Raw genomic sequence first — 25,346 nt, 5'->3', positions numbered from 1 at the left:
GACGCTATCAAGCTTGCCAATGGTGCAAATGCCCACCGCGGCCAAATTGCTGGTGGTAAAAAAAATCCCCGTTAACGGGGATTTTTTTCGTTGCTCTCATTTCATTTTAATCGTCTGAGGTGCACGCTTCGTTTTTTAATTGTTCTCTGTTTTCTTTATACTCTCTGAACTAATCGTCAACAGATCGCCAAACGAAGACTGGGCGGAGCGCACGTTTGACGAAGACGATGCGTCAGCGGCTAAGTTCAAGGCATTCGTACGAGCTGGAATCCGACTTTGATTTGTTGATTGTGCTTGCAGCTTTTGAATTTGCTGATCAATTTGTTGAATTTGTTGCTGGATTCCTTGAATCTGATTTTGTTCTGTCTTATTACTCGAATTACCCGTCTCCAGTTGATTCAGCTGTGCTTCGAGTTTTGTCTTTTCGCTCTCCAGCGATTTCAGTTGACTCGTCGTGGTGCTCGTATCAAACGATACACTACCTGTTCCCAAACTGGCTGTTTGAATTTCCATTTGCAACCCCTCCAATGATGCGATGCATCTATTGGCAGTTTGGATCACAAATCTTAAGAAATAATTAAAAAATTATATTTAATGAAGTAAATGTTTTTTGTCTGCAAGAATCTGTTCCAGTCCCTTCAGTAAGTCAGGACGAATTTCACTATTCTGCAAAGCAATTTCAAGATTAGTCAGGACAAAGCCAAGCGTTTCACCAACATCATAGCGCTTCCCTTCAAACTGATAGGCATAAACACCTTGTAATTCATTCAGTTTCTGGATGGCATCCGTAAGTTGAATTTCGCCGCCTGCCCCAATTTCCTTTTTGCCAAGAAAATCGAATATTTCCGGTGTCAGCACATAGCGTCCAATGATCGCCAGATTTGATGGTGGATTGTCCTTTGGTTTCTCAACAAAGCGATTGACGTTGTATAAACGGCCATCATTGGATTTTGGGTCAATAATGCCATAACGTTGGGTCTGATTTTTAGGCACTTCTTTCACACCAAGTACCGAACAACCTGTACGTTCGTATTGTTCTGCCAACTGTTGAATACAGGGCTTTTCATTCTGGACAATATCATCGCCAAGAAGCACTGCGAAAGGTTCATTTCCAATAAACTTTCGCGCACACCAAACAGCATGGCCAAGACCCTTGGGCGACTTTTGTCGAATATAATGAATATCGATTTTTGACGGTTCCTTTACCTTCTCAAGTAAATCGAATTTCTTTTTCTGCGTCAGGTTCTGTTCAAGTTCATAGGCAATATCGAAATGATCTTCGATCGCACGTTTGCCCTTACCGGTCACAATAATAATATCTTCAATGCCCGCTTGTACCGCTTCTTCAACGATGTATTGAATGGTCGGTTTATTGACAATCGGTAGCATCTCTTTCGGCAAAGCCTTTGTCGCAGGAAGGAAGCGTGTTCCAAGTCCTGCCGCAGGTATGACAGCTTTTCTAATCTTATTCATTTGAAGCCCTCCTCGACGTTTTTAGGCGATCTGCTCTTGAAGAAGAATAGTGCGAAAGCATTTATTTTTCATTAAACAACGAATGTTGCTTTTATTAAGCTTATTTTAATATTTTTTTATTATGTTTTTCTCGGAGTGTTTCAATTCTCTGTAAAATGAATTATAACAGTAGAGAATGATTCATGATTTAATCTTCATGAGAGAAGGTGATTCTTATGGCTGTATCCTTGGATACTGGGCTTCTCAAGCTGATCGCCCCAGCGGCGTCGCAACAAAATGCCAGCTCAACAAAAGCAAATGAGTCAAAGCAATTATCCGACGCGTTTGCACAAATTCTTGCTTCGTCCTTGATGGACAACTCATCATCTCAGATGCTAAATGCACTATCTGATGACACCGGAGATTCTACAAACGACAGTTCGGCACTCGGTAATGCGGATGATTTGTCTACAACCGAATCAACGTCAGGTACGAACGATCTGCTGCTCTATCTGCTCACCCAATCCTTGAACAGCGCAACGCCGTTAAGTAGCAATAGCTTATCTTCAAATTCCAGCGACAAATCGGTAACGAATGGCGCTTCTGCTTCATCGCCTGGGATTTATTAACAGGCGCTTGTATTTTTCACTTTACTAAATTAATGCGGAAGGCATACTTACTGATTCCTTCAGTCTGTATGCCTTTTCAACATGTTAAAGCCCCTGGCATCGGCAAGAGTGATTCCCAATGCCGTACATCCCTCCTTGTAAATTATAGTTCCATTCTACCATAGAACCTCATATATTCAGAATAATAGAATAATAATTGTGATTCAATTGGACCGGCCGCATCTTTTGATAGGGGCTGGATGGTCCGATAGAAACGCTAATGGTTAAACAAAATAACTCATAAAAGGAGATTTAGCAAGACTGCGAGAGTTAAAATACTTGTCACCGTTGTGACGAAGGTTGCACTAGAGACAAACTTAGGTTGCGCGTTGAATTGAATCGCATAGAGTGTGGTATTCGCCGCGCTTGGCATGGCAGACAATAGCACGATCACATCAGTGAGCAGTGGATTGAGCCGAAGTGCCGCACAAATTCCCCAAGCAATCAGCGGTGACGCAAAAAGGCGAATCAGGAGTACAAAACTAATTCGTCCGAATTTGAATTGACGTAGACTGACGTTCGCCAATTGCATCCCAAGAACGACCATCACCACTGGTATCGCGGCATCGCTGACATAGCGGACACTCTGGAAGATATTGCCTGGTAGTGGGATATGGAATTGCTGCATCAGAATGCCAAGAACAACTGCATAGTTTTGCGGTTGTGCTATGACCGTGCGTAGAGCTGTTTTCAATCCACCTTTGCCGCTCACGGCGAAATAGATACCAAACGTGCTCATCATTACATTGTGGATAATCATCATCGGCATCGCATAAATTAAACCCTTTTGCCCGAAAGCAAACAAAACTACTGGAATACCAAAATTACCGCTGTTTGGAAAGACGGTTGACAAAAGGAGTGCGCTGAGCGATGCCCGATCGAAGCGAAAACATTTGACGAGAAGCACAACCAGCACAATTAAAGCGAACATAATTAAGACTGCTGCTGCAAACACTTGATAGAAGCTCAGATTAATTGCTTCTTTATAAAAAATATCGAAGACAAGCAGCGGCAATAGCAGATAAACTGCCATCGTTGAAATTGGCTTGATATCCAAGTGGAAAATCTTTTGAAGGATAAAACCGGAAACAAAAATCAGTAATACAGGAAAGAGCACGTGCCAAAAAACAATCATTAACGTTTTACCCTCTTTTCTTCTGAAACACGGAATCGTTCAACTTTTTGTCGCTGTATTTAAATCGCCTCGCGCTGCAATTGCCCTATCTCCTTGCCGGTTCACCGCATAAATGCCGAAGCAGACAAGTAACAGCGCCAAGGCATTTTTCCATTCGAGAATGTTCTCATGAAGGAAAATGGACGATAGAATCACACCGGATACTGGGATTAAGAAATTATAAACGGCAATCGCTCCGACTTTGTTGTAGGTTAACAAAATGGTCCATAATGTAAACGCAAGCGCAGAAAGCAGCCCAAGATAGAGAAGAATCGTCACAGATGCCACTGTAAAATGGGTTACACCGCCTCCTTGCGACAAACCAGTCGTAAGAAGCACTGCGCCACCTATTAGCAATTGATAACCGGTCACGACCACAGAATCCAAGTGCTGACAGACACGTTTGCCGTAAATTGCCGCAGCTGAAAAGGCGAAGGCAGCAATCGCAATAAATCCTTCACCGGTGAAATTGAAATGAAAAGACAGCAGATCACTGCTAAAGTTGACCAAGAGTACGCCAAGAAAACCAACTAGGCAGCCAATTGTTTTATTAAACGTAATCCGATCATTTTGGTAGATAAAATGGGCGATAATCACACTGAAAAAAACAGAAGTCGCGTTCATTATCGATGCTTTGACACCGCTAGTATGAGACAGCCCTATATAAAAAAAGACGTACTGAAACGTCGTCTCAAATAATCCAAGCAGAATCAACTCACCGACTTGACGCCGGGAGAACTGAAATACCGGTCTACCCGCGATAAGCGCGTAAATAAGAACCATTAATCCTGCAAGAACAAATCGTAGACCAGCAAAAGATAATTCGGAATAAATCTGGTGCGTGCTGATTTGGAACAATGAATAACCTGCTTTAACACCGGGATAAGCGCTCCCCCACAGCACGCAGCAAAAAACGGCAATAAAAATGACTGTTTTTTTGTTTGTAAAAAATTGTTTTCCGCCCAATATGTCATCTCCTCTTCGTCATTTCGATGGATTATAGCCTCTTGATGTCACATAACCGGGGATTGACCAAATTTTCAAATGATGGGATTCGGCGTACGACTGACTTTGTTCTAATTGGGTCAGATGATCGGTATTCGGCTTATACACGTATGCAATACGTGCAAGTCCACGGCGAACCACATCGTTTTCGTATAGCGTCCCATCCGGCTCATACACATACGCAAGCAGGCGGCCATAATGATCGCGTTGATCTGGCGCCTTCCCAAGCTGCAATTTAATGTGTGCGCCTGCCGGCATGACTCGTGCGGCATAGGCAGCGGCTTCCCTGCTGAACGGTTCAACCGGTGTGCCCGGTTTTTGATCCTCCGGTGTGTCGATCAATAAAATACGAATTGTTTCGTTCCTACCGTTTACGCTTGCGTGGAACGTATCCCCATCAGAGGAGCGAGTAACCACGGCGTCAACCAAGCCGCTGCTCTCCGAATTCGCTTCCTGGTGCGAGAAACCGATTGACGACTCAATTTGAGTAACAGCTTCCGTAAGTTTACTGTCGATTCCGGCGATTTGTCCATTGCTCGTCAATAGCAAATAAGCAACCGTGATCACACCGATCAAAGCAAAAATATTTTTCATTTGTTTCATTCAATACATTCTCTTTCTATTTATAAAGTGATAGTTTGATTATATTATAACTTCACTGTTTTTTGGGGCGGAAGCACAATATAAAGCGAAATCTTTCTGGCGATACGCAGACATAAAGGATTCTCACTTCAACGCCAAATTAGCTATGTGCGTTTTATCAATTTTTATCAGTGTAACGGGAATAAAAATTTTTTCATCCTTTAATAAATTAATTCAATTTGGTGTTCGCGGGTAAAATCAAGCCAATCATCAGATGGCTTTCGGTCAGTAATGAGATAGTCAACTTTTTCGAGCGGAATCAAATTTAGCAGAGCCACCTGATCAAATTTCTCATGATCAGCCACTATGATCAGTTTGTTCGCTTGCTTGATCATAATTTTTTTTACGTCTGCGTCATAACTGTTTGATTCGGTTACCCCCGTTTTAATCGCAATCCCTTTACAGCCAAGAATTGCTATATCGACATTATATTTTTTCAAGGCATCGATAGCTTCCGACCCAACCAACGAAAACGAAAAAGGTCTCAGACTTCCGCCTGTCGAAATCATTTGCTGGTCATTAGTCGACCCAAGCCGTAGTGCTTCAATCGAATTCGTTAAGATTGTAAGATTTTTTTTCTGTTTATAAAGTTCATGAATGACTGCGAGTCCCGTGGATGAGGAGTCGACAACGAGCGAATCACCGTCTTTAACCAAATGCGAGACTCTTTGGGCAATGTATTGTTTTTCATTCTGATTTAACGTATTACGAGTTTTATAAGAAATTTCTTCATTGGTATGAGAGTTCAGAAATGCCCCGCCATAAATCCGCGTACAGTAGCCTTCCTTCTCCATTTTTTCCAGATCACGGCGAATCGTCTCTTCTGTAACATTAAAAGAGAGCGCAAGTTCAGAAACGAATACCTTTTTACTTTTTGATAGCTCCGATTTAATTCCCTCGTGACGTTCAAAGGCTAGCATAAGCGTCCTCCTAAATGATAATGCTGTTCCTGTTCAGCTGTTCCAATACAATAATTTGACTATGCTACTTCTATTATAGTTTGTTAGCGTCATCAATAAAATATCAAATGCAACATGAATCAAAGTCGATTTGAGGAAATAAAAATGTAACCTCATCCATTTCTGAATGAAGTTACGTTTTTTATATAGAATTTTTTCAATTTGATGTTGTTTTTATCGTTCATTATCATGTGTTCGCTTACCCGAGCGCACCGTGTGTGTCACCCCGAACTTGCTAATAGCTGCGAGGCCCATCCGGCACGTTGCTCACGCAGGTGTCTTACAGCTTACTTTTTAGAACATTTAATATCAAACTTCCAAATAGCCCTCACGAGGCACAACATGGAATGCTTTGGCTAAATCATTTAAATTTTTATCTGTAATTGTTTGTTCAATTTTGCCACCTTGCTGCTGAACGATTGACCAAATCTGAGCGCCCTTTTCAATCGTTTCAATCAGGCCGAACGCTTCATCAATCGAACTTCCTGAAGCGAATAACCCATGCTGCGGCCAAATGACTGAACTGAAACTCTCAAGTTTTGCCGCAGTCGCTTCGCCAATAGTCGTGGTTCCTGGCACCATCCACGGAATAATACCTACTCCTTCTGGAAAAACAACGAGCGATTCTGTCTGCATTTTCCAGAGAATACGCGTAATTCTCCGCTCATCCAGTTTCTGGGTAAATGTCATCGCTATTAGATTTGTCGGATGACAGTGCATAATCACACGCTGATTCGCATGATGTTTCAAACGCGTCTTGTGTCCCATCAGATGCGTTGGAAATTCGCTTGTCGGTCGTCCGCCGTCATTAAATCCCCAAAGCAAATCAACACTTTTGCCGTCTTCAGTTATTCGGACCAGTCCAGCGTCCCGTTCTGGAAAATCAATCACATTTTTGAAATATCGCCCAGTCCCTGTGACAAGAAAGTACATTCCTGCCAAATCTTTACCATCAAAAGCGATCGGAAAATTTTTCAGTACTGTTTGCGTATCTTCATAAGGCGCGATTTCTTCATGTGTCAAACGGTAACTGACATTGCCACCGTTTCGCTCATCCCAGCCATGTGCGTAGAGACGAAATGTAATTTTTGACAATTCTTTAACATAGGGCGAATCAATGAATTTAGTCATCTTAATGCCACCTCTCTATTTATCTATTGATAAGAACTTTATTTTCATAGTTCCGGATTTCCTTGAGCCAACTTGCTCCAACCGGTACGCCGCTTTCCTGGCAATAATAATCCCAAACAGCGCCAAAAGGATAAGATTTCAGTTCCTCAGTTAGAGCCAGCCGTTTTGTATAATCGCCTTCAAGTTCCGTTTTTTTCAGTTCTTCGATTGGAGCAAGGAAGGCCATCAGTAACGCTTTCAATGTGTCACGTGAGCCGACAACCCATGCGGCCAAACGATTTATTGTTGCATCAAAGAAATCAAGACCTATATTTGTCTTATCCAGTTCATTGTCGCGGACAAGCGCGCGTGTAATTCGAATCAACGCATCATCCAAAATAACCACATGATCGCTGTCCCAACGGACCGGACGGGAAACGTGGAGCATGAGTCCTTTACCAAATGGCAAGAATGCCGAAAATTTATCAGAAACATCCTCAGTTGGATGAAAATGTCCGGCGTCAATCGTCCACAATTTACCACGTGTGAGCGCATAAGCTTCATAGAATTCGTGTGAACCAACTGTATAGGACTCAACACCTGTACCGAATAATTTGCCTTCAACCGCTTCGATCGTGTATTTTTCGGGTATCTTTTCTTTCATAATTTCATCAAGCGACTCGATCAAGCGTAGACGCGGCGAAAGCTTATCAATTGGGTTGTCCTTATAGCCGTCTGGAATCCAGAAGTTATTCACAGACTGTTGGCCAAGTGAGCGGCCGAAAGATTCAGCAATTCTTCTGCTTGATTTTCCGACAGCAATCCAGAAGTCGCGGATTTCCTTATCGGCGCTTGCCAATGTGAATCCACTTTCCGATTTTGGATGAGAGAAGAACGTTCCGTTCATATCAAGACCAACGCCTTCTTCTTTCGCCCAGTCAACCCAGGATTGGAAGTGACGCGGTTCCAACTCATTTAAATCAACTTTTTCTTCTGTATCCGCATAAATACTATGCAGCTGAACTTTGTGCTTGCCGGGAATGACAGATAGCGCTTGACGCAAATCGTTTCTCAAATCATTGGCCGTCTTCGCACGGCCAGGGTAATTGCCACTAACAGAAATTCCGCCAGTCAAATTCTGCTCCGGAAATAAATAACCCAGAACATCATCGCCCTGCCAGCAATGAATCGACAATTTAACTTTTTTAAGCGCTTCAATTGCTTTTTCCGTATCGACACCGATTTCTGCGTAACGTTCTTTAGCCAGTTCATACGCTTTTGTAACTGCTTCTGTCATGTTAATAATCCCCTTCTCTGTTTTGTTTGTACCGATTCAATCAAGATGAAAAACTTCTTTTAGATCAATTGCTACTGGACTGTTATCGGGATTGGTTTTCATCAATGGTTTCATGTAGCCCCACCATTTTTTACAAATGTCGGTATTTGCAATTTCCTTGTATTTCTCTTCGTCAAGAACCTCAAGATAGGCAAACAATTCTCCATTTTCCTTGTTCAAAAATATTGAATAGTTTGTTGCGCCATGATCTTTTAATTCTTTCTTCATTTCGGGCCACAAATTCGCATGTCGTTCTTCATATTCCGCATAATACGCTTTATTGAGATACATGATTTGACCAATTCTGATCATGAGAGACACCTTCCTTGTACAAAGCTTTGATACTTCTCCAACACACCTTCATATTTATCTTCTTCTGGTGCATAAGTCTTAATTATGAAAGAATCAGCAATTAATTGCCTCGCATCATAGAGATTGGCTACTTCACCAGCGCTGATCATCTGAACAAGCAGATTTCCTATCGCCGTCGCTTCCGAAGGACCGGCTTTGACTGTGATTCCAGCGAGCGAACTCGTCAACTGATTCAAAAATTGTACATTGCTTCCACCACCGACAATATGAAGCACATGAATGGGTTGACGAACGATCTTTGCCAATTTTTCCAGTTCATTGGCGTAAAACAGTGCAAGGTTGCAATATGCTGCAGAAACGAGTTCGCCTGTCGTCATTGGCACTTTCTGTCCGGTTTCCCGGCAATAGTTCTGAATTTCCTCGATCATACTTTTTGGATTAGTGAAGCGTTCATCATTGACATTAATGAATTGTTGGAACGGAGCGACTTGTTCCGCTAGAGCAGCCATTTCCGAAAACGAATATTTGTTGTTCTGCTCGCCTCGAATACTCTGAACAATCCATAAACCCATAATATTTTTCAAGAAACGGTACGTACCATACGCACCCCACTCATTGGTGTAATTTTCTCGAAATGCTTCAGAACCGTTTTCAGGTATATTTAGCTCTTTGCCGAGAAGCGACCAAGTCCCCGAACTCAGAAATGCCCAGTCATCGCCCTGCCCCGGTGTTCCTACAACCGCGGATGCCGTATCATGCGTGGCAACCGTGATCACCTCACAATCGGGGATTTCATATTTCAATCGCCATTTATGACGAATCGTCCCAAGTATCGTTCCTGATTCAACAAGACGCGGAAATTGCTCTGGATAGACATTGACCTTCGCCAGTAAATCCTTATCAAACAATCCTTCACGTAAATTAAGCATCTGTGTCGTCGATGCATTTGTTACTTCCGCAACGGCATTTCCTGTTAAAACATAGCCGATATAATCGGGAATCATCATAATTCTGTCTGTCTTTTTCAGATCCTCTTTATTTTCTTTGTACAATTGATAGAGCGTATTGAGTTCAAGGAACTGAATGCCTGTTTTCTTGTAAATATATTCTTTTGGAAAATCCATTGTCAGTTCCTCAATCGCATGATGCGTCCGCTGATCCCGATAACTGATTGGGTTTTGAATCTTGCATCCGTCCATCCCTACAAGAACATAATCGACGGCCCAAGTATCAATACCAACTTTTGCTTTCTCAACCCCTAATTTCTTCGCTTTTTCAAGACCGATAAAGATCTCATGAATTAATTGATCCACTGCCCAGCGATCATGTCCATTTTCTTTGTTAAAACCATTGACAAAGCGGTGGATCTCCTCTAATTCCAACTTTTGCTGCTGATTCTTACGCCCCAGAATCAGCCGTCCGCTGGAAGCGCCGATGTCTACGGCAATATAATCCGTCATAAGACGATCACCCCTAAGCTGAAACAGTTCTTTTTTGTATAAATTTGACGAACCTCATTGTTACATGCCTACCCCTTTGCCATAGCGTTCTTCTGTAATCTTCTCAAGCGACTTTCCTCTTGTATTCGGTGTCCAAATGACGCCAATCAGAAGGGAAATCACCAATAGAACAATCATAAAAGTTCCGGCAACAGTAAATCCGAGTGAGGTCAATATAGTTGGGAATATAATCGACCAGATACCTGCACTGCCGCGGACAATGAAAAACATAATTCCTTGAGATGCACCGCGTACTTTGGTCGGGAACAGCTCTGTCGCCCATAAAGCATAGAATGCTTGAGCGCCGATACCTGCTGAAACACCCCATGTGACAACGAAAACCCATAGTGCCGGCCAACTCATATGGAAGTAAGTAAGCACCACCCAAGAAATCAGCGCCAGTGCTGCGCCCGCGAAGAATAAACCGCGTTGACTTACTTTGTCACCAAGGGGAACAAAAAGCAGATAGGTCGCTGCTGCCGTTAGCACCCACAAAACGGCTTGCAACAGGTTCGCCTGCAAATTAGACAAACCACCGACGGTCGAATAGACGTATGGCATGAAGAAGCCCATCGCACCAGCAACCAGGTTCCAGAACATATAAACGCCAACCAAAAACAGCAGTGCTTTTAAACTGATAGCGTTTGCAAAAAGTTGTTTGTAAAAATTGTCCTTGTTTGTTGTGCCTGCTGCAGCCTGCTTCTTCTTTTCTTCTTCCCATACCTTCGATTCATTCAATTGCCGTTGGAGCAGCCAGGCAATAAAAGCAACGATAAAGAGCGAACCAAAAATAATGCGGTTTCCAAGCAGACCGAGCGGTGAGAATACAATGCCAAGAATGAATATGATCGCCGGACCGCAAGACCAAGCGAATTGCGAGATGCCAATATGTTTTGCCCGATTTGATTCATCTGAGATTTCAGAAATATAGGTCCAGGATGCTGGAACACCGATACCTACGGCGACACCGGTTATAAAGAAACCAGTCAGTAGCATCAGAAAATTCGCTGAAAACATGATAATTGCAACACCAAGCATATAGACCAGCATGTTGTACGTATAAATCAATTTCCGCCCATACTTGTCAGCCAGTCTTCCGCCAATCAAGGCACCGACAGCTGATCCGAACGCATTGGCGCTTATCGCTCCAAGAAGACCAACCTGGAGACTACTCAAATTCAATTCTTTAGCCCATAGTGTCAGTCCGCTCGCCCCAGCAACGATTGATCCCGAATCCAGATAGTTTGTTAACGATACTGAGGCTGTCGCCTTCCAGCTTTTCTTTTCCGCTACGACCCTTGTGTCACTCATAAATACCGCCTCCTCATAAAACTATTATCGCAAGCGCTTACATATATTATTAAACAATGATTCTGATTGTGGTACAATGGCAATATCAAAGGAAAGTCGTATCAAATAAACATAATCGGTGGTAATCTAACATGAACAATAATGAAGAAAAAGTTATCGCAGATAAACTAAATAAAATCACCCCAATCGAACAGGAACAAATAAAAAAAGGGCTGTTTATTTCAGATATTCCAGATTTTTCAACCCGAATTATCGAAAATAAATTGGAATTATTAACAAATTACTTTTTTAAAAAGCAAGATCTCTACATTAGCAAACATAATCGTTTTGCTAATTACCCGCTGCACGCGCACCAATTTACTGAATTGAATTATATGCTCACTGGTTCCTGCCACCAGCTTATCAATGGCTCACCTATTGTCTTAAATCAGGGGGAACTTCTACTGATTGGTACCGGCGTCAGTCACGAAATTAAAGCGCTCGGTGAAAAAGATATCTTAATTAATATTTTATTCAAAAAAAGTTCGATTACGTTTGAATGGCTGAGTAAAATGGGAGGCGTGTGCAATCCACTCATCCAGTACCTTACGAATCTGTCCATCGATAATGGACGAACCGATCAGTATATCATTTTCCGAGTCAGTCAAGTACAAGACGTGCAGGATACCCTCAGTAAAATGATTGATGAATATTATTCGGCTGATGCCTACTCGAGTACAATTGCTGAATTGTATTTACCAATACTTTTCACCGCGCTTACTCGGAACTGCAACAGTCCTATCCCATCGGTCAATCCACTACGTGACAATCAAAAAATACTGCCCGTTCTTCAATTAATTGAAGAAAATTTCAAAGAGATCAATCTGTCCAAAGCCGCTGAACAACTCGGTTACAATAAGACTTATCTCGGTAATCTGATCAAAAAAACGGCTGGGGTAACGTTCACGCAACTGGTCGTTAAACGTCGACTTTATCAAGCTCGCCTACTCCTAAGTACAACCGATTTACCTATTTGCGATGTCGCTCAGGAATCCGGATTTTCAAACAAAACATACTTTTACAAAGTATTCAAGAAAGCATTTGGCTATCTGCCCGGTGAAGAAAGAAAGAAAGATAGAAAGAAAGAAGGAATTAGCAGCTTACCTGATGAACGGACGCTCTTCTTGATTCGCTGACGCTTCGCTCCACTTAATCGCACTTGTAAATGGCGCAGCATTTGTTTTGCTTTTACTCCATTTCTTTGCGCATCAGAAAAACTTGGCATAGTAAGTCCTTTTTTTAACTATTGCGCTTCGGCTGCTCGCTTTTCCCGCAAGGCACCAGCGCACCTCGCTGCGTTTTAGTGCGAAAAACTTTCTTATCCGTTTAGAAAAACGTGAAAAAACCAAGTCTTGAAAATAGCAGAATCTTTGTTTTTCTGTTACTTTATCCCTCAGAAATCTTATACATTCTTAACGCACAAAAAGACCAGGGCTCGTTTGAGGCCTGGTCTTTTTATTTGCAACTACCCTTCTCGATTTAACGGCTCGGAACGGAGAGCAGCAACGAACGATACAGTGCGCTGATAGCGTCAACAGTAGTCCCTCTTGGGTTGCCTCCAGTGCAAACGTCAGCCAGCGCATCCTTTGCGATTGCCGGAATGTCTTCTTCTTTAACGCCGAGCTCAGTAATATTCTGCGGAATTCCTACGTCTTTTCCAAGCTGCCGGACAGCGGCAACTGCCTGATTGCGAACGTCATCGAGTGGCATTTCGGCGGCGTTCGGAACATTCAAGGCAACAGCGATCGCGCGATATTTTTCTCCAGTGTAGTCTTTATTATAAGCCATAATTGTCGGGAGCAGCGAAGCACAGGCAACACCGTGTGGCACGTTATACCAGGCACTAAGCGGATGCGCCATGCCGTGTACAAGGCCAAGGCCAACATTTGAGAAGCCCATACCGGCAATATATTGACCCAACGCCATTGCTTCTCGAGCCTCATGATCGCCTGCAACAGAGTCTTTGAGTGAGCGGCCAATGATCTCAATCGCTTTCAAATGCATCATATCTGTCAATTCCCATGCACCCTTGGTAATATAGCCTTCAATCGCATGCGTCAGAGCGTCCATGCCTGTTGCCGCGCACAAGGCCTTTGGCATACCCATCATTAAATCACTATCAATAAAAGCAGCAATAGGGATATCATGTGGATCGACACAAACAAACTTTCGATTATGTGCTCTATCAGTAATTACATAGTTAATTGTTACCTCTGCAGCCGTCCCAGAAGTAGTTGGTACAGCTAAAATCGGCACACTTGGCTGACGCGTCCCCGGTTCGCCTTCAAGACTGATAATATCTTCATGCTCAGGATTGGCAGCAATAATCCCTATCGCCTTCGCGGTATCAATTGATGATCCACCACCGATAGCAAGAATATAATCCGCGCCAGCTTCCTTATAAGCTGCCAATCCCTCACGAACAACCTCCAGTGTTGGATTCGGGATGATCTGGTCAAAAATCGTATAGGCAAGTGCGTTTTCTTCAAGTAGCGTCGTCACTTTTGTCGCCACCTGATACTTTATTAGATCTTTGTCTGTCGCGATCAATGCTTTTTTAAACCCGCGTTTTTTCACTTCATCCACAATTTTCTTAATGGCACCGCTTCCAAAATACGATGTTTCATTCAAGATCATTCTACTGACAACCATATCGATCCCCTCCATAATGTGATTTTATTCACATACCATTTTAAAAAAAGAAAAACCTAGTTATCCCAAACAAAATGAATCAAAGACGAATAAAAGTAATAACATTGAAACAGTTATCTTCCAACATTTATTCTGCCTTATTTCTGATTAATAATCAACTGTTTTCATGTTATTTTAACAAATACGTAAAAAAATCGTTTGGTTTTAAGCTGTTTTATTTGAAACGATGCTACAGCTATGATAACTTATTTTGTAAGCCCTTTCTTATTTTTATTTTTGACGTACAAGGGATGTACGGCTTGTCAACTTACGATTTGTTATAAGGAGGAACAACAAGTGACAAAAAAATTATTACCGTTTATTGATGGAAAATTCATTGAGCCGCAGACAGAAAAATGGATTGATGTGGTCAATCCTGCGACCGAAGAAATCCTCTCCCTGATCCCAGACACTAGCACCGCCGATGCGGAATGTGCTGTTGCAGCCGCCTACGAAGCCCAGAAAACATGGGCGCGTGTTCCGGCAATTACGCGTGGTAGCTATCTTCACAAGATTGCGGACGGTATCCGACAGCGAGCGGGTGAACTGACTGCAATTATTGTCAGAGAAGGCGGAAAAACGCAAGAACTCGCAAACACAGAGGTGCTGTTCACCGCTGATTATCTGGACTATACAGCCGAATGGGCGCGTCGCTATGAAGGCGAAATTATTCAGAGCGATCGGCCAAACGAAAATATCTTATTATTTAAGAAACCAATCGGTGTGATCGCCGGCATCCTCCCTTGGAACTTTCCTTTCTTTCTTATTGCCCGTAAAGCCGGTCCTGCCCTTGTCACTGGTAATACGATTGTCATCAAGCCGAGTCAACAGACACCTGAGAATGCTTACGTTTTCTCACAGATTGTCGAAGAGGCTGGTCTTCCGAAAGGCGTCTTCAATATGGTGCCAGGGAGAGGCTCTGTCATTGGCCAAGCCTTGGCGGAAAACGACAAAGTGGGCATGATCAGCCTAACCGGTAGCGTCCCTGCAGGACAAAGAATAATGGAAACCGCCGCCAAAAATATTACAAAAGTCTCTCTTGAACTCGGTGGCAAAGCGCCAGCAATCGTGATGGATGATGCCGACCTTGATCTCGCCGTCAAAGCCATTGTCGCCTCTCGTGTGATTAATACAGGACAGGTATGCAATTGCGCCGAACGCGTCTATGTCCATAAGAACATTAAAGAAGCTTTTACAGAGAAATTAATTGAAGCAATGCAACTTGTTAAGTATGGCAATCCTTCTGAAATCCATAATCTGGATATGGGGCCACTTATTGAAAAAGCCGCTCTCGAAAACGTTACAGAAAAAGTAAATCGCGCTGTAAACCAAGGTGCTATACTCGCTTTAGGCGGCAAACGTGCTTCGGATAAAGGTTATTTCTTTGAACCAACTGTTCTGACGCACGTCACAAATGAAATGGATATCATGCATGAAGAAACATTCGGGCCGGTCATTCCTGTTGCTGAATTCGCAACGCTCGATGAAGCAATCGAACTCGCCAACGATTCCGATTTCGGACTCACTTCTTCCATTTACACAAAGGATTTGGAAAACGCCTTTTTCGCCATTCGACGGCTCCATTTTGGAGAGACCTATATCAATCGTGAGAATTTCGAAGCGATGCAAGGCTTTCATGCCGGTTGGAAAAAATCAGGTATCGGCGGTGCCGATGGCAAACATGGCCTTGAAGAGTATTTGCAAACGCATGTTGTCTACCTTGAAACTTCGAAATAATTGGATGATAGAATTAAATGCTTTACCAGGCAGGGACAACTGCGCTCTTCTTTACAAAATGATATTATGAAAAAGCATTGGGGGATCTAAATTTGCGTCTCCCAATGCTTTTTAATTGAGGGTTCTTGTCAGCCTCTGATTTTTCGAATCGTCTCTTAGCCTACTTTTAAGCGCTTTGTCATAGGCTCTGCTAAAATCTGTTGTTGTTATTAATCATTTATTGGCCCTATTGTTCGCTTGCCACGGGCGTACCGTGAGCCCCCTCAAACAGGCAATAATCTGCGGGGCCTTGGAGGAAATAAGCACCGATCTATTGCCCGGGCAAGCGCAGGATCCGACATGTATCTACTTTTTTTTGACAAAAATCTGTTCTTGACTGTGTCTCACAAGGATAGTTTGGTCTTGTAAAAATCACCGAACATTTCATTACCGCATCGTGTTTACAGATAACGCGCCAATCAGGCCGCGAATCAATGTGTCAAACGCAAGGTCGATCGATTTTTCAAGAGGAATGTTCATATTAAATCCGCCTTGTTTCTCCAATGTGCTGAAACCATGCGAAAGCGCACGTAATCCTCTGACAAAGTGGATTGCTGATGCCTCACGCAAATGATACGGTTCCAACACGCGTAGAAAAATGGCAATAATCTCTGAACTGACTTGAGCGATTTGTGGATCACAAGAATCAGGTATACTTATTGTCAATCCATATAAGCCGGGGTTCTCTCTCATAAATTGAATTTGAGCAAAACCAATCGCTTTAAGTGCCCTTTCACCTGACTTTCCAATTGCGGCGCTTGTAATCGCATGCTTTAATTGATTTAACGCATTAAGAGTTAGCATATACTTTAACTCTTTCAGGCCAGACAAATGATTATATAATGAGGGTGTCTTAATTTTCAAAGTCTTTGCGACTTTAGCAAGCGTCAACGCTTCAAACCCTTGCTGATTGACAATCTCTGTACTCACCTGCAAAATGGTTTGTTTGGTAATTTTCTCTCTCATGATTTACCGCTCTTTAATGCCTGAATCCCATGTTGAATCGCCTGTTCCATAAATTTTACAGGATTATGCAAAATTTTACCGTGTCCAACGGCTAATAAATTGGGTGACAATCTTTGGAGCTTTTCAGCACTTCTGAGCGCTACTTCTTTATTCCATGTTGCCAGAGCAGGAAAAGGAAAAAGTGGCTTTAAATCACCTGAAACAGCTACCCCTCCCCGTACCTGAAAAGCATCACCGACTATCAAGGCTTTAGTCTCTTCGTTAAATAAAGCGATATGGCCTGGGGTATGACCTGGGGATTCAATCACGCGAAAAGGTCCGACACTGTCCCCTTCAGAAACGAAACGAGAAGGTTTTGTCTGGATTTCCCCAGGTTTTGGAACGCCTCCTTTAATGGGTGTCTGCGGCTCATTCACTTCAAGCGTCAGGTCGCCACATAGCAATTTGGCATCCCTCGTAGAAATGATAACTTCGCATGCAGGCAACAATTGTGTTAGTTTATCAAGCGAGCCGATATGATCGCCATGGGCATGTGTTAAAATAATCCGCGTTATCGGTTTACCGATTTTTTCAGCAAATTTCAATATCCCTTTATAACTGAATGGCAAAGCAGTATCGATAAGTGTTAATGTTTCCCCTTCATCCACCATATAACAATTGACTGGAAAGCAAGACGGAAAGAAAGTTAGCTGAAAAATGGAACCTTCCCTTGTTATCTTCATCTCTTCAAGCCCCCATAAACTAATATATTTAGTATTTTAACTAAGCATATTAGTTTATGCAAAAGAAAAGCATCTGTTGCTCATTCGCTCTTTTCAAAATTGGCTTGATTGAAATCTTCTGCGATATGAAAAGTCGCGAATTGGCCATCGAAGCCACAATTAATTAGTATTTTCTTGTAGCCTTCGAAATTGTTTTTGTCATAATCATTAAAATACCATGTCAACTGTCCAAGTGGCACGTCGATTACGATACAGTTAAAAATTTTTCTCAAATAAATTTTATCCACATCTGAAAATGAGAAGCCATACGAATAAATTTTATTTACTGGGTGCATTTTCAACACGTCAAAAAAGTCTTTATTTCGCATGCATGCGGATTGACAATCTTTTTTTAATGATTTTCGAATATAATTTAATGCATGCTCCGCGCCGATATTCTCATGGATACATGCATCGTTATACCCCTGGCTGTTTCCATGTCCAAAAATTAGCTTTTCTCCTTGTTTGCCATGAATATGCCAGACATTCCGCGATACACCGTATACTTTTTCTAAAGTATTCGTGTAATTAAAAGTCAAAAAAAGATCCTCGCTGAGGTTGATCAATTTTTGAAAATCTTTTTTTGCTACAATATCCTTGTCTATTTTTATTGAATCAATCCAACTTGAAAAAAAATCAAGGATTTTTAAAGTCGGTCCCTCAAGATCTGCGGATATATCTTTATTTATCTGAACTAATTTTTTTCGATCGACAGCACCGTTTTTCTCTAAAGGCTTTTCAAACCAGTCAAAACAGTAGGAAAAGTCCAAATGACCCAGCGCTTCTTCTAAATCGCTCCAGTTATTCCCGGCTCTTTGAGAATTAGCGATTAATGTCATCAAAAAGCCAACAATCTGATCCATTTCATAGACCCACTCACCTCGGGGTGTTTTATGGGGCTCAGGAATTATCTGTTGCTGTGTTTCCGCTTCGGTATATAAGTTTGAGAGATAGCGATGAAAATCCTGGTAGGCCGTTGGAAGCCCATGTGCCAAATCAAATCCGTTCCCTATAATAAACAATTTCGACATCTCTATGATCTCCATGTGTTCAAAGGAACTAGTCTAAGGAACTTTTTAGCTTCGCCTCGCCAGATCTTCTGCGTCGGGCGCTTGAGACAGGAAATCATCTTTCTGGTATTTTGGTTCTGATACAAATTTAAGATAACTGTCCAAATAAAATTCCCTCTGCTATCTTGCTCATTCACAGCAATTTCTAACCAACTGAATCAGCTGATGCACACGTCGAGATAATTCACAGCATTTTAACCAATTTCTGCTTTACGGTCTTGCTTACGAGAAAAATGTGCCCCTATCTAGAAGAAAAAATAATAACTGATCTGCTTATTTCAAATTAAGGCGATAATTAATTGATGCGGCGCCTCATCCTGTTGCTTTCACTCAATGTTCTGCTGCAACTTTTGCCGAACCTGTACCGTCCTCTTTATTCTTTGGTTTCCTGAGCATGAGACTCAAGACCATGCCAACGATTGCAATCCCCATCAGGACAGAAAAGGTTTCGCCGAACGAAGTGGATAACGCATGAAGCGGCTGAAAACCGTCTTTTAGATGTAGCTTCATTCGGCTGGACAAAATAGTCGATAATCCTGCTACAGCAAAAGACATCATTACTTGTTGAAAAGCATTGGTCAACGAAGTGACCCGGCTGACAATATCCTCAGGAGCAGCTTGAATGATATGCGTATTCAGTGGCATCATTGAAAGCCCCATTCCTGCACCAAGCAGCGCCAATGGGAGAATTAGCGCCTGCGATCCATCACTTGCCGAGATACCAGACAGCAAATAGGTTGCGGAAGTTACAAAAATCAAACCGGTGATAACAACCGGTCGTGCGCCAAAGCGATCAAATAGTCGGCCACCAATCGGCATGAAGACAGCTGCAGCAATCGCCTGAGGAAGCACTGACAGTCCTGATTCAAAAGGCGTGAACCCTTTACCCTGCTGTAGAAACAACGGAAGAAGAAACATTGTACCAAATAAGGCGATTTGGGTCACCCATTGTACGACGATGCCACGCGAAAAATCTGCTGATCGAAAAACACGAAGTTCTAGTAACGGCTGTCTGCGGCGAAGTTCCGTGATGACAAAAAGTACAAGCAAAATACCACCAAATATTAATCCAATCATCGTTCGCGCTGAAGTCCAGCTCGAACTGCCTTCATTGACACCATAAACCAATGAAGCAAAAGCGAGCGGCGCCAGAACCATGCCGAGAACGTCCAACACAGGAACAGACTTTCTCGTAAAATTTGGCAATGTTCGAATACCAGTCAAAAGCGCAAGTACGCCAACTGGCAAATTAATAATGAAAATCCAATGCCAGCTCGCGTATTCGACGAGCCAACCGGACAAAACAGGACCGAGTGCCGGTGCGAGTAACATCGGAATGCCAATCATCCCCATGACTGCGCCGACCTTGGCTCGAGGACTGAGCCGATACACAAACGCCATGGCAATTGGCGCGACCATGCCGCCACCCAGTCCCTGAATAATTCTAAATACAATCAATTGATTGATTCCTAAGGCAAGCGCACAAAGTCCGGAACCGATCGTAAACATCAAAACAGAAAATAAAAAGACCTTTTTCGATCCAAAACGATCGGAGAGCCATCCTGCCAGCGGAATGACAGCAGCCTGCGAGAGCGCGTAGCCGGTCACCGCCCACTGAACGACCGATAATGTGCTATGAAAATCTTTAACAAGCCCAGGCAGTGCAACATTCATGGCCGTTCCATCCAAAATAACCATAAACATGCCGACAATGATTGCCAGAAGTGGCGCAATAATTTCTCTAATTGTTGTTGCTTGCACGGAATAGGCACTAGATTCACCTTGTAACGTCATTTTTCATCCTCCATTTTGCTTCGCTATCACTTATGTTCTTTTATTGACCTGTAAACCATTCGTGTTTAAAATAAATCACAGAAAAGACTGGTCAATACGGACAATTGTCCAATTGCCTAAAAATAATACTGGACAGTTGTCCGCTTGTCAATCAATCGGACTTCAAAATAGAAAGGCATTACTTATGGAGGCTCACATGCAAAGGCGCAGCAAGGATACCATCAGTCTAGCGATCCTGCAAACGACGGAAGCTTTAGCTGAAAAATATGGAATTGAAAAAATCAGCATGCACCAAATCGCACAAACAGCTGGCATAGGACAGGGAACGATGTACCGTCGCTTTGTGAATAAAGGCGCATTGTGCATGGAACTGATGCATGAAAAATTTCACTTGCTTTCAGAACACGTCGCCCAAATTGTGAAACAGCCTAATACCGTGGAAGAAAAATTAATCGCGATCCTAGAAGAACACGTCCATTTTCTCGAATGTCATGTGTCTTTTATTGAAACCATTCACGATGCGGCTACTTGTGAAGGAAAAAAACAAACCTTCTATGAATCGCAGCCCTATCAATTGTTACACCAGATCATACGTCGTCTACTTGAAGAAGCCATTACCACAAAAAAGATAAAACCGATCCAAACAGATTTTACCGCCCACACATGGATTGCTTCAATCAATCCGAAAATCTATCTTTACCTTCGCAAGGAGAAACGATACAGTGAACAAGATGTCGTTGCGTATTTCATTCAATCATTTATTAATCCTCTGTTTATAAAATAATAGGCGTCGCTTTCCGCTGATCATCGCCCATCCCACCTGCATGAACCCTGAAAAATAACGGTTGCACCTGTGATGCCTTCCCCACCTTTATTCATCTCGCTTCCGATTCATTAGGCATTTGCCTCATACACGTTTATCTCTGTTGACATATAATGCAGCATCACGTTGATGAGGAGGTGTCGTTATGGGTGGTCCTTATATGGGAGGCTGCGGTTGCGGTCGTCCTGGCTCTGGTTACGGTTATGGCTCTGGCTCTGGTTACGGTTATGGCTCTGGCTCTGGTTACGGCTCTGGCTATGGTTATGGTTGTGGTTGTGGAACCGGCTTTGGCAGTGGTTTCGCTCTGCTCATTGTTTTGTTTATCTTGTTAATTATTATTGGTTCAACATTCCAACATCATGAACATCATGAGCATCATGAATAAGACTTTGATTCACAAATGCCCATATACATCCACTCTCCATTAAGAGCACCTTCACAGGTGCTCTTTTTCTGTACTCTTTTTTAGAATATGTTTATAAGAGCAAGTTAATCGATATTCTTTCTCATTTGTATTATCCTTGACAGAGACAGAACTAAACACGAAACATGCTACGCTTGACAATTGCTATTAAGCAAAGCTGTTGCGCACATCCATTGTGCCAAATTCAGGAATGGCAATCCCAACAATATCAAATTAAAGGACAGGATCATATAAATGAGTGACTCCCAATTCAAGCCAAACCATAAACTTGAGTTTGGCATCTATACGCTCGGCGATCATCTGCCGGATCCCGTGACGGGTAAACGGATATCCGCCGAACAACGGATTCATGAAATCATTGAATATGCAAAACTGGCTGATCAAGCCGGCATTGACTTTTTCAGTGTTGGCGAAAGCCATCAGGACTATTTCGCAACCCAAGCGCACGCAGTCGTACTCGGAGCGATTGCTCAGGCAACAAAACATATAAAGATCGGAAGCTCATCAACCATTATCAGTACATCTGACCCCGTGCGTGTTTACGAAAATTTTGCAACAATCGATCTGATCTCAGGCGGACGAGCCGAACTTATCGCTGGACGCGCATCGCGGATTGGATTATTTAATTTACTTGGTTATAATTTGCGCGATTATGAAGATTTATTTGAAGAGAAATTCGATCTGCTTTTGAAAATCAATGCGGCGCAAGTCATTGACTGGCAAGGCAAATTCCGCCCGCCGCTTAAGCATGCAGAAATATTGCCGCGTCCGAAAAACGGATCCATGCTGATCTGGAGAGCAGTTGGTGGCACTGCAGCCAGTGCGATAAAGGCAGGTTACGCCGGCGTGCCTATGTTTATGGCACATTTAGGCGGGTCAGCTTCCACCTTTAAGCAGACGATTGACGCCTATCGACACGCTGCAGAGGCAAGTGGCCATGATCCTGCAACACTTCCTGTCACCACAGCTGGCTTTTTCTTTGCCGCTGATACTGGGCGCGAAGCGCTTCGGGAATTGTATCCGCGAATTAACGAAGGCATGAAACATACGAATGGTCAGGGCTTTCCAAAGCAGTTATTCGCCCAAGGGACTGATCCGCATAGTATAATCAATATCGGTAGCCCGCAGCAGATCATCGAAAAAATTCTTTATCAGCATGAACTGTTCGGGAATCAACGTTATATTGCCCAAATCGATTTCGGCGGCATGCCGTCTGATAAGGTCAAGAAGAATATTCAAGTAATTGGCGAGAAAATCTTGCCAGCGATTCGAAAATATACGCAAACGAATAAGAAGGTGTAAGAATGAATCTTGTCGTATTATCCAGTTCAATTGTGGGCAGCAAAACAAGAATAGCCATGGATTATGCTTTAAAAGCGCTCAAAGAACACTATCCAGATGTTGCGACGACTTTAATCGACCTCGCTGATTATCAACTTCCATTCAGCGATGGACGGAATTATCTCGAGTATGAAGGCGATACGCAATGGGTTACGAAAACGATCATGGATGCGGATGCATTAATCATTGGTACCCCCATTTTCCAAGCTTCGATTCCAGCCACGCTCAAAAATATATTTGACTTGCTTCCAGTCAACGCATTTCGCGACAAAGTGATCGGCATGGTTATCACCGCTGGTTCGCCGAAGCATTACCTTGTGGCCGAACAACAACTCAAACCCATTCTCGCTTATATGAAAGCGCAGATCGTACAGACCTATGTCTTTATCGAAGAAAAAGATTTCTATCAAAAGCAGATTATCAATGACGATATTCTGTTTCGAATCAATCGTCTGATTGAGGATATGGTCCTTGTGACAAAGACCTATACTACGTTGCGTCAAGAGAAAGAAAAGGAATATGGTTTTTAACTTCATCGTCCAATAATCATCCCTTCGTGACAACGTTGGGATTTTTTTTTGTGTGAAAATCTTCAAACTCGCCTTTCTATTAGGCTTCCTGAAACAAACACTTGTCACAGGCTCTACACACATTTGCGCCCCTTCCTCCAAACAACTCACATGGTAACAACCGAACTTGTTGTACTCTTTTTGGAAAGCAGCGCATATACAAAAGATGCGAGAGGCTTTGTAAAATCATGCGACCATTTATTTCGAAGGCCGACTTCTAATGGGAGGTTGATCCGTTCATCATGTATAATTGCGCGTTGCTGAAATTTAAGGATATCGCCAGTCAAGACGGTCATTTAACGTCTATTGAAGAAAAGATTCATGTCCCATTTAAAATAAAGCGCATTTACTACATTACTGGTGTCGCGCAAAACATCGCCAGAGGCTTTCATGCACATCGAAGGCTGCAACAAGTGCTTATCTGTCTGAATGGTTCGATAAAAATAAAGGTTAAGAACCCAAACGAAGAACAAATCATCGAGTTAAACAACCCTTCGGTTGGTCTCTATATTGGTCCACTTGTCTGGCATGAAATGTTTGACTTTACAAAAAAGAGCGTCCTATTAGTCGTCGCTTCAGAACATTATGCTGGAGAGGACTACATAAGAGACTATAACCATTATTTAACGGAGGCAAAAGCCACGTTCGCAGAACATCCTGTAAACCCTTTATAATTTATTACTCACCGATTTTCTTCTGCCTTGTCGAAAGGATTCGTTCGAAATGGGGGATTTTCTTGAAAGGAATTGTCATGGCTGGTGGAAGCGGTACGCGTTTATATCCGATTACGTGCTCGATATCGAAGCAACTACTGCCTGTCTACGATAAACCGATGATTTACTATCCATTGTCCGTTTTAATGTTGGCTGGCATCCGGGATATACTCATTATTTCGACACCCAAAGATACCCCTCTTTTTAAAGCATTGCTTGGTGACGGGTCACAGCTTGGGATACAGCTGAAATATAAGATTCAGCCAAAGCCCGACGGATTGGCTGAGGCTTTTCTATTGGGTAAAGAATTTATCGGTGGCGATCCTGTCGCGCTTATTCTTGGCGATAACATTTTTTACGGAGATGATTTTAAAAAGATTATGCATAAAGCTGCCTCACAAAAAAAAGGGGCAACCGTATTTGGCTATAAAGTGAAAGATCCCGAGCGATTCGGCATTATCGGATTTGATAAAATGGGCAACGTCACATCAATAGAAGAAAAGCCAAAACGGCCGAAATCAGCCTATGCGGTAACCGGTCTTTATTTCTATGATAACCAGGTGGTCGATATTGTAAAAGAGATTAAACCTTCTGCCCGAGGCGAGTTGGAAATTACTTCAGTGAATGCAGCCTATTTAAAACAAGGAGCACTCACTGTTGAAATACTCGGCCGCGGATTTGCGTGGCTTGATACAGGTACTCATGAAGCTTTGTTAAGTGCTTCCCTATTTATTCAAACCGTTGAGAAGCGTCAAGGATTGCAAATTGCAAGTCTTGAAGAAATTGCTTATCGTATGGGTTATATAGATGAAGATAAATTATTTCGGCTGGCTCAGCCTTTAAAAAAAAATGATTATGGCCAATATCTTTTGAATATATTGAAGGATCATGTTCAATAGCATTGAACGGAG

Annotated in this window: 26 protein-coding genes; 10 read left to right on the top strand and 16 right to left on the bottom strand. The window is 42.6% G+C overall.

What is annotated here, in order from left to right; all coding sequences use genetic code 11:
• Positions 1 to 135: 135 nt before the first annotated feature.
• Together JOC27_RS02590 and galU are read right to left on the bottom strand one after the other, a co-directional pair.
• Positions 136 to 513: a FlxA-like family protein gene (locus JOC27_RS02590; protein ID WP_205005443.1), complete on the bottom strand. Its 378-nt coding sequence runs from the start codon at positions 511 to 513 to the stop codon at positions 136 to 138.
• A gap of 78 nt (positions 514 to 591) precedes the next feature.
• Entirely contained in the window at positions 592 to 1,473 is an 882-nt protein-coding gene (galU, locus tag JOC27_RS02585) for a UTP--glucose-1-phosphate uridylyltransferase GalU (protein ID WP_205005442.1), read from the bottom strand.
• A 215-nt stretch (positions 1,474 to 1,688) separates the two neighbouring features.
• On the opposite strand from galU, the gene JOC27_RS02580 reads away from it, so the two are divergent.
• On the top strand, positions 1,689 to 2,081 hold the full coding sequence (locus JOC27_RS02580; protein WP_205005441.1) for a hypothetical protein: 393 nt from the start codon (positions 1,689 to 1,691) through the stop codon (positions 2,079 to 2,081).
• Positions 2,082 to 2,358: 277 nt separating this feature from the next.
• On the opposite strand, the gene JOC27_RS02575 is transcribed toward JOC27_RS02580, so the two are convergent.
• The 9 genes from JOC27_RS02575 to JOC27_RS02535 form a co-directional block, all read right to left on the bottom strand.
• A complete protein-coding gene (locus tag JOC27_RS02575; RefSeq protein WP_239529396.1) occupies positions 2,359 to 3,255 on the bottom strand; it encodes an AEC family transporter in 897 nt (298 codons plus the stop codon).
• Between the two features lie 39 nt (positions 3,256 to 3,294).
• The gene (locus tag JOC27_RS02570; protein WP_239529394.1) at positions 3,295 to 4,260 is read right to left on the bottom strand and encodes a DMT family transporter; all 966 of its coding nucleotides are present in this window, start codon (positions 4,258 to 4,260) and stop codon (positions 3,295 to 3,297) included.
• 18 nt (positions 4,261 to 4,278) lie between these two features.
• Positions 4,279 to 4,902 carry a thermonuclease family protein gene (locus JOC27_RS02565; protein WP_205005440.1) on the bottom strand — a complete coding sequence of 208 codons (624 nt, stop codon included), beginning with the start codon at positions 4,900 to 4,902 and terminating at the stop codon, positions 4,279 to 4,281.
• A gap of 200 nt (positions 4,903 to 5,102) precedes the next feature.
• Entirely contained in the window at positions 5,103 to 5,861 is a 759-nt protein-coding gene (locus JOC27_RS02560) for a DeoR/GlpR family DNA-binding transcription regulator (RefSeq protein WP_205005439.1), read from the bottom strand.
• Between the two features lie 348 nt (positions 5,862 to 6,209).
• Positions 6,210 to 7,031, bottom strand: coding sequence for a rhamnulose-1-phosphate aldolase (gene rhaD, locus JOC27_RS02555; protein ID WP_205005438.1), 822 nt, complete (start codon positions 7,029 to 7,031; stop codon positions 6,210 to 6,212).
• Positions 7,032 to 7,050: 19 nt separating this feature from the next.
• The gene (locus tag JOC27_RS02550; RefSeq protein WP_205005437.1) at positions 7,051 to 8,307 is read right to left on the bottom strand and encodes an L-rhamnose isomerase; all 1,257 of its coding nucleotides are present in this window, start codon (positions 8,305 to 8,307) and stop codon (positions 7,051 to 7,053) included.
• A 36-nt stretch (positions 8,308 to 8,343) separates the two neighbouring features.
• On the bottom strand, positions 8,344 to 8,658 hold the full coding sequence (gene rhaM / locus JOC27_RS02545; RefSeq protein ID WP_205005436.1) for an L-rhamnose mutarotase: 315 nt from the start codon (positions 8,656 to 8,658) through the stop codon (positions 8,344 to 8,346).
• Positions 8,655 to 10,118, bottom strand: a complete 1,464-nt coding sequence (gene rhaB / locus JOC27_RS02540; RefSeq protein ID WP_205005435.1) for a rhamnulokinase — start codon at positions 10,116 to 10,118, stop codon at positions 8,655 to 8,657. Before rhaB ends, rhaM begins: the two co-directional genes overlap by 4 nt.
• A 60-nt stretch (positions 10,119 to 10,178) precedes the next feature.
• Entirely contained in the window at positions 10,179 to 11,468 is a 1,290-nt protein-coding gene (locus JOC27_RS02535; RefSeq protein WP_205005434.1) for an MFS transporter, read from the bottom strand.
• A 131-nt stretch (positions 11,469 to 11,599) separates the two neighbouring features.
• Between JOC27_RS02535 and JOC27_RS02530 the strand changes: the two genes are divergently transcribed.
• Complete coding sequence (locus JOC27_RS02530; RefSeq protein ID WP_205005433.1) at positions 11,600 to 12,643, top strand: AraC family transcriptional regulator; 1,044 nt, start codon at positions 11,600 to 11,602, stop codon at positions 12,641 to 12,643.
• A 343-nt stretch (positions 12,644 to 12,986) separates the two neighbouring features.
• Here the strand turns inward: JOC27_RS02530 and fucO are convergent, their stop codons facing one another.
• Positions 12,987 to 14,159, bottom strand: coding sequence for a lactaldehyde reductase (gene fucO / locus JOC27_RS02525; RefSeq protein WP_205005432.1), 1,173 nt, complete (start codon positions 14,157 to 14,159; stop codon positions 12,987 to 12,989).
• A 336-nt stretch (positions 14,160 to 14,495) separates the two neighbouring features.
• Here fucO and aldA point away from each other — a divergent pair, with 336 nt between their 5' ends.
• Positions 14,496 to 15,935, top strand: coding sequence for an aldehyde dehydrogenase (gene aldA / locus JOC27_RS02520; RefSeq protein WP_338062758.1), 1,440 nt, complete (start codon positions 14,496 to 14,498; stop codon positions 15,933 to 15,935).
• Positions 15,936 to 16,361: 426 nt separating this feature from the next.
• On the opposite strand, the gene JOC27_RS02515 is transcribed toward aldA, so the two are convergent.
• From JOC27_RS02515 to JOC27_RS02500, 4 genes are all read right to left on the bottom strand, one after another.
• On the bottom strand, positions 16,362 to 16,940 hold the full coding sequence (locus tag JOC27_RS02515; protein WP_205005430.1) for a TetR/AcrR family transcriptional regulator: 579 nt from the start codon (positions 16,938 to 16,940) through the stop codon (positions 16,362 to 16,364).
• On the bottom strand, positions 16,937 to 17,662 hold the full coding sequence (locus tag JOC27_RS02510) for an MBL fold metallo-hydrolase (protein WP_205005429.1): 726 nt from the start codon (positions 17,660 to 17,662) through the stop codon (positions 16,937 to 16,939). Before JOC27_RS02510 ends, JOC27_RS02515 begins: the two co-directional genes overlap by 4 nt.
• Positions 17,663 to 17,742: 80 nt before the next feature.
• Positions 17,743 to 18,732 carry a bacteriophage abortive infection AbiH family protein gene (locus tag JOC27_RS02505; protein ID WP_205005428.1) on the bottom strand — a complete coding sequence of 330 codons (990 nt, stop codon included), beginning with the start codon at positions 18,730 to 18,732 and terminating at the stop codon, positions 17,743 to 17,745.
• 369 nt (positions 18,733 to 19,101) lie between these two features.
• Positions 19,102 to 20,565, bottom strand: coding sequence for a DHA2 family efflux MFS transporter permease subunit (locus JOC27_RS02500; protein ID WP_205005427.1), 1,464 nt, complete (start codon positions 20,563 to 20,565; stop codon positions 19,102 to 19,104).
• Between the two features lie 196 nt (positions 20,566 to 20,761).
• Between JOC27_RS02500 and JOC27_RS02495 the strand changes: the two genes are divergently transcribed.
• The 7 genes from JOC27_RS02495 to rfbA all read left to right on the top strand — a co-directional run bounded on the left by JOC27_RS02495 (position 20,762) and on the right by rfbA (position 25,334).
• The gene (locus JOC27_RS02495; protein WP_205005426.1) at positions 20,762 to 21,349 is read left to right on the top strand and encodes a TetR/AcrR family transcriptional regulator; all 588 of its coding nucleotides are present in this window, start codon (positions 20,762 to 20,764) and stop codon (positions 21,347 to 21,349) included.
• A 188-nt stretch (positions 21,350 to 21,537) separates the two neighbouring features.
• Positions 21,538 to 21,720: a hypothetical protein gene (locus JOC27_RS02490; protein ID WP_415641012.1), complete on the top strand. Its 183-nt coding sequence runs from the start codon at positions 21,538 to 21,540 to the stop codon at positions 21,718 to 21,720.
• A complete protein-coding gene (locus tag JOC27_RS13630; RefSeq protein ID WP_415641011.1) occupies positions 21,693 to 21,773 on the top strand; it encodes a YjcZ family sporulation protein in 81 nt (26 codons plus the stop codon). The genes JOC27_RS02490 and JOC27_RS13630 overlap by 28 nt, the downstream gene beginning before the upstream one ends.
• A gap of 273 nt (positions 21,774 to 22,046) precedes the next feature.
• Positions 22,047 to 23,114 carry an LLM class flavin-dependent oxidoreductase gene (locus tag JOC27_RS02485; protein WP_205005424.1) on the top strand — a complete coding sequence of 356 codons (1,068 nt, stop codon included), beginning with the start codon at positions 22,047 to 22,049 and terminating at the stop codon, positions 23,112 to 23,114.
• A 2-nt stretch (positions 23,115 to 23,116) separates the two neighbouring features.
• Positions 23,117 to 23,683 (top strand): NADPH-dependent FMN reductase, encoded by a 567-nt coding sequence (locus JOC27_RS02480; protein WP_205005423.1) that lies wholly within the window; start codon positions 23,117 to 23,119, stop codon positions 23,681 to 23,683.
• Positions 23,684 to 23,964: 281 nt separating this feature from the next.
• Positions 23,965 to 24,396, top strand: a complete 432-nt coding sequence (locus JOC27_RS02475) for a sugar 3,4-ketoisomerase (RefSeq protein ID WP_205005422.1) — start codon at positions 23,965 to 23,967, stop codon at positions 24,394 to 24,396.
• Between the two features lie 62 nt (positions 24,397 to 24,458).
• Positions 24,459 to 25,334 (top strand): glucose-1-phosphate thymidylyltransferase RfbA, encoded by an 876-nt coding sequence (gene rfbA / locus JOC27_RS02470; protein ID WP_205005421.1) that lies wholly within the window; start codon positions 24,459 to 24,461, stop codon positions 25,332 to 25,334.
• Positions 25,335 to 25,346: the final 12 nt, after the last annotated feature.

The organism is Sporolactobacillus spathodeae, assembly GCF_016908935.1.
GTDB classification, from domain to species: Bacteria; Bacillota; Bacilli; order Bacillales; family Sporolactobacillaceae; genus Sporolactobacillus; species Sporolactobacillus spathodeae.
Note: the sequence above shows the minus strand (reverse complement) of the source record. Positions and strands in the feature narration are given on the sequence as shown.

What these genes read in the sequence shown, in the direction of transcription:
- JOC27_RS02590 (WP_205005443.1), bottom strand. Translation starts at nt 513, where the DNA reads ATGGAAATTCAAACAGCCAGTTTGGGAACAGGTAGTGTATCGTTTGAT.
- galU (WP_205005442.1), bottom strand. Translation starts at nt 1,473, where the DNA reads ATGAATAAGATTAGAAAAGCTGTCATACCTGCGGCAGGACTTGGAACA.
- JOC27_RS02580 (WP_205005441.1), top strand. Translation starts at nt 1,689, where the DNA reads ATGGCTGTATCCTTGGATACTGGGCTTCTCAAGCTGATCGCCCCAGCG.
- JOC27_RS02575 (WP_239529396.1), bottom strand. Translation starts at nt 3,255, where the DNA reads ATGATTGTTTTTTGGCACGTGCTCTTTCCTGTATTACTGATTTTTGTT.
- JOC27_RS02565 (WP_205005440.1), bottom strand. Translation starts at nt 4,902, where the DNA reads ATGAAACAAATGAAAAATATTTTTGCTTTGATCGGTGTGATCACGGTT.
- JOC27_RS02560 (WP_205005439.1), bottom strand. Translation starts at nt 5,861, where the DNA reads ATGCTAGCCTTTGAACGTCACGAGGGAATTAAATCGGAGCTATCAAAA.
- rhaD (WP_205005438.1), bottom strand. Translation starts at nt 7,031, where the DNA reads ATGACTAAATTCATTGATTCGCCCTATGTTAAAGAATTGTCAAAAATT.
- JOC27_RS02550 (WP_205005437.1), bottom strand. Translation starts at nt 8,307, where the DNA reads ATGACAGAAGCAGTTACAAAAGCGTATGAACTGGCTAAAGAACGTTAC.
- rhaM (WP_205005436.1), bottom strand. Translation starts at nt 8,658, where the DNA reads ATGATCAGAATTGGTCAAATCATGTATCTCAATAAAGCGTATTATGCG.
- rhaB (WP_205005435.1), bottom strand. Translation starts at nt 10,118, where the DNA reads ATGACGGATTATATTGCCGTAGACATCGGCGCTTCCAGCGGACGGCTG.
- JOC27_RS02535 (WP_205005434.1), bottom strand. Translation starts at nt 11,468, where the DNA reads ATGAGTGACACAAGGGTCGTAGCGGAAAAGAAAAGCTGGAAGGCGACA.
- JOC27_RS02530 (WP_205005433.1), top strand. Translation starts at nt 11,600, where the DNA reads ATGAACAATAATGAAGAAAAAGTTATCGCAGATAAACTAAATAAAATC.
- fucO (WP_205005432.1), bottom strand. Translation starts at nt 14,159, where the DNA reads ATGGTTGTCAGTAGAATGATCTTGAATGAAACATCGTATTTTGGAAGC.
- JOC27_RS02515 (WP_205005430.1), bottom strand. Translation starts at nt 16,940, where the DNA reads ATGAGAGAGAAAATTACCAAACAAACCATTTTGCAGGTGAGTACAGAG.
- JOC27_RS02510 (WP_205005429.1), bottom strand. Translation starts at nt 17,662, where the DNA reads ATGAAGATAACAAGGGAAGGTTCCATTTTTCAGCTAACTTTCTTTCCG.
- JOC27_RS02505 (WP_205005428.1), bottom strand. Translation starts at nt 18,732, where the DNA reads ATGTCGAAATTGTTTATTATAGGGAACGGATTTGATTTGGCACATGGG.
- JOC27_RS02500 (WP_205005427.1), bottom strand. Translation starts at nt 20,565, where the DNA reads ATGACGTTACAAGGTGAATCTAGTGCCTATTCCGTGCAAGCAACAACA.
- JOC27_RS02495 (WP_205005426.1), top strand. Translation starts at nt 20,762, where the DNA reads ATGCAAAGGCGCAGCAAGGATACCATCAGTCTAGCGATCCTGCAAACG.
- JOC27_RS02485 (WP_205005424.1), top strand. Translation starts at nt 22,047, where the DNA reads ATGAGTGACTCCCAATTCAAGCCAAACCATAAACTTGAGTTTGGCATC.
- JOC27_RS02480 (WP_205005423.1), top strand. Translation starts at nt 23,117, where the DNA reads ATGAATCTTGTCGTATTATCCAGTTCAATTGTGGGCAGCAAAACAAGA.
- JOC27_RS02475 (WP_205005422.1), top strand. Translation starts at nt 23,965, where the DNA reads ATGTATAATTGCGCGTTGCTGAAATTTAAGGATATCGCCAGTCAAGAC.